At 63.4% G+C, this 3,379-nt stretch carries 4 protein-coding genes; all 4 read right to left on the bottom strand.

Translation table 11 applies throughout. The features are described from left to right. Positions 1-2,023 (bottom strand): error-prone DNA polymerase (locus ACREE8_RS06650; protein WP_431572198.1); only part of this gene is annotated, 2,023 nt, incomplete at its 3' end. Positions 2,024-2,061: 38 nt separating this feature from the next. Continuing rightward, positions 2,062-2,451: a VOC family protein gene (locus ACREE8_RS06645; RefSeq protein ID WP_431572197.1), complete on the bottom strand. Its 390-nt coding sequence runs from the start codon at positions 2,449-2,451 to the stop codon at positions 2,062-2,064. Between the two features lie 19 nt (positions 2,452-2,470). Beyond that, on the bottom strand, positions 2,471-2,887 hold the full coding sequence (locus tag ACREE8_RS06640) for a VOC family protein (protein ID WP_431572196.1): 417 nt from the start codon (positions 2,885-2,887) through the stop codon (positions 2,471-2,473). A 77-nt stretch (positions 2,888-2,964) separates the two neighbouring features. Continuing rightward, positions 2,965-3,336, bottom strand: coding sequence for an endonuclease domain-containing protein (locus ACREE8_RS06635; RefSeq protein WP_431572195.1), 372 nt, complete (start codon positions 3,334-3,336; stop codon positions 2,965-2,967). Positions 3,337-3,379: the final 43 nt, after the last annotated feature.

The raw sequence follows: 3,379 nt of genomic DNA, 5'->3' as shown, positions 1-3,379 counted from the left end.
GCGTGAAGCCGGCCGCGACGATGGCGATGCGCATCGCCTGCTCCTGGAACAGCGGCACGCCCAGGGTCTTGCCCAGCACCTCCTCCAGCTCGCGCGAAGGATAGGTCACCGGCTCCTTTCCATCCCGACGGCGCAGATAAGGATGGACCATGCCGCCCTGGATCGGGCCCGGCCGTACGATCGCGACCTCGATGACAAGGTCGTAGAGTGTCTTCGGCTTGAGCCGCGGCAGCATCGTCATCTGCGCCCGGCTCTCCACCTGGAACACGCCGATCGAATCGGCCCGGCCCAGCATCTCGTAGATGGCCGGATCCTCCTTCGGCAAGGTCGCCAGGTCGTAGTTCTTGCCGTAATGCCGGCGTAAGAGCTCGAAGCTCTTGGCGATGCAGGTCAGCATGCCGAGCGCCAGCACATCGACCTTCATCAGACCCAGGGTGGCGAGATCGTCCTTGTCCCATTCGATGAAGGTCCGGTCCTCCATCGCCGCGTTCTCGATCGGCACCAGCTCGCTCAGGAGGCCGCGGCTGATGACGAAGCCGCCGACATGCTGCGAGAGATGGCGCGGGAATCCCTTGAGCTCGCGCGCGAGCGCCAGGGTCTGGACCAGGCGCGGATCCCGCGGATCGAGCCCGTGCTCGCGCAGCCGCGTCTCGTCGAGGAAGCTCTTCCCTTTCCCATAGGTCGGCGCCCAGACCTGGCTCGACAGGGCGCCGACGAGATCGAGCGAGAGGCCCATCGCCTTGCCAACCTCGCGCAAGGCCGAGCGGCTACGATAGCAGATCACGGTGGCGGCGATGCCGGCGCGGTCGCGGCCGTATTTGTCATAGACATGCTGGATGACCTCCTCGCGCCGCTCATGTTCGAAATCGACATCGATGTCGGGCGGCTCGCGGCGTTCGGCGCTAAGGAAGCGTTCGAAGAGGAGATCGTTGATCGCCGGATCGACGGAGGTGACGCCGAGGCAATAGCAGACGGTGGAGTTGGCGGCCGAGCCGCGACCCTGGCAGAGGATTTCGCGCTCGCGCGCGAAACGCACCAGTTCGTAGACGGTGAGGAAATAAGAGGCGTAATCGAGCCGGGCGATGAGGGCAAGCTCATGGGCGAGCGCCTTCTCCACCTTGTCCGGCACGCCGCCGGGATAGCGCCATTTGGCGCCGGTCCTGGCCAACATCTCCAGTTCCTGCTGCGGCGTGCGCCCGCCGGTCGTCAGCTCGTCGGGATATTCGTAGCGCAGCTCGTCGAGGCTGAAGCGGCAGCGCTCCGCGATCTCGACCGTGTGCGCGAGCGCCTCGGGCCAGCGCGCGAAGAGCCGGGCCATCTCCTCGGGCGATTTCAGATGGCGCTCGGCATTGGCGAAGAGCCGATAGCCGGCATTATCGATGGTGCAGCCTTCGCGGATGCAGGTCAGCACATCCTGCAGGATGCGCCGTTCGGAGACATGATAATGCACGTCGTTGCTGGCGACGAGCGGTGTGCCACAGGCGAGGCTGAGCGCCTGGAGCCGTTCGATCCAGGCTTCGTCATGGCCGCTCAGATGATGATGGGCGGCGAGGAAGACGGCGCCGGGAAAGACGTCGATCAACCGTTTCAAGCGATCGGCCAGCGCCTCCAGCCCGGCCAGGGAGCCCGGATCGGCGCCCGGCAGCGCGATCAGCATCATGCCGTCTCCGGCCTCGAGCAGATCCTCGAGATCGAGCCAGCATTCGCCCTTGGGCGCTCGCATCTTGCCCAGCGTCAGCAGCCGCGACAGATGCCCATAGGCGATGCGGTCGGTCGGCAGGGCCAGGATCTCGGCGCCGTCGCGCAAGACCAGCCGCGCGCCGGGAATGAGGCGATAGCCCCGCTCACGCGCCGCGTCATGCGCCCGCACCACACCGGCAAGGCTGTTGCGGTCGGCGACCACAAGCGCCGTCAGCCCCAGCTCGGCCGCGCGCGCCACCAGCTCCGCCGGATGCGACGCACCCCGCAAGAAGGAGAAATTGGTGACGGCGGCAAGCTCGGCGTAGGGAAGTGATGAGGACATGGGTGGATCTCGGGAGCATTAAACTTCACACGTGCCCCCTACACGCGCTCCGGTGCTTGGTGCGTAGCCTCAAGCTTGTATCCGTCCGGATCGAGGACGAAGGCGGCATAGTAAGTTGGTCCGTAATGCAACCTGAGTCCGGGAGCGCCCTGATCCACACCGCCGAACTGCAGCGCCGCTACATGAAATCGATCCACGGCCTCGCGGCTGGGAGCGATGAACGCCAGATGAAATCCCGGGCCAGGCGGCGTTACCGGCTTAGGCTGCAGAATGAGCAGCAAATTGTCTCTTTCCGTTCCGGACAGGCCGTAGCCGACATATTCCGGTCCCGTGAAAACCCTGGCATATCCAAGGGCCGCCATGCTGGCGTCATAAAACGCGGTTGTCCGGGCTAGATTGCTGACACCGAACGAAAGATGCCCGAGCAAATCGACCTCCTGCTTGCCATCACCCGATCGCGCCGGGTGGGATGTGAGCGAGTTCGTATTTCAGGCCGTCGGGGTCGGCGAAGAAGACGGCGTAATAGCCGGGCACATAGTCGTATTCGGCCGGCGCGTCGAGCACCGTGGCGCCGATCTTCTTCAACAGCGCATGGAGCCGGTCGATCTCTTCGCGGCTGTCGGCATTGAAGGCGAAATGATGAAAGCCCGGCGCATAACGGTCATGCGGCTGCTTGGCCTTCGTCTTCGCTTGCCAGAGATTGATCGAGCAGCCATGGGCGGTTGAGAACCACAGCGTCATCTCGTCCATGTCCTCGACCTTCTCATAGCCGAGAAAACCGAGAACCGGCGCATAGAAGGCTTCCTCGTTGCGTTTCAGATCGCTGAGCGTGATGCCGAGGTGATTCATCGTGCCGAGCGCCATGTTTATCTCCATCGAGGTGATTTGAAATCCAGCCCCCTCCCCTTGCGGGAGGGGGTAGGGGGAGGGGTGCAGCAGACTCAGCTCAGTGAAATTCCGTCCTGTTCAGTCTTCGAAACCGTCGCACCAAGAATCTCGACTTCAATCATCTGAATCACGCCCTCAAGGCGATATCTCACATCGTCGTTGGTAAAACGAACGATGCGGAAGCCTTGCCTCTCGATCCAGCGCGAGCGCTCTTCATCCTGAGCGATCGTGTGATTGTGAGATTCGCCATCGACCTCGACAACCAATCGGTCGGACAGGCAGATGAAATCGACGATGTAGGCCCCTAACCGAAACTGCCGACGAAACCGGCGGCCCGCGCATCGCTTCACTTGAAGCTTTTGCCAGAGGCGCCGCTCGGCGATCGTCTGGTTGCTGCGAAGGAAGGAAGCTCGGAGATCAGTCATGGAACAGCGGGTCTCCTCACCCCTCCCCCTACCCCCTCCCGCA

The sequence above is a fragment of the Hypericibacter sp. genome (assembly GCF_050729195.1).
Lineage (GTDB): Bacteria > Pseudomonadota > Alphaproteobacteria > Dongiales > Dongiaceae > Hypericibacter.
Note: the sequence above shows the minus strand (reverse complement) of the source record. Positions and strands in the feature narration are given on the sequence as shown.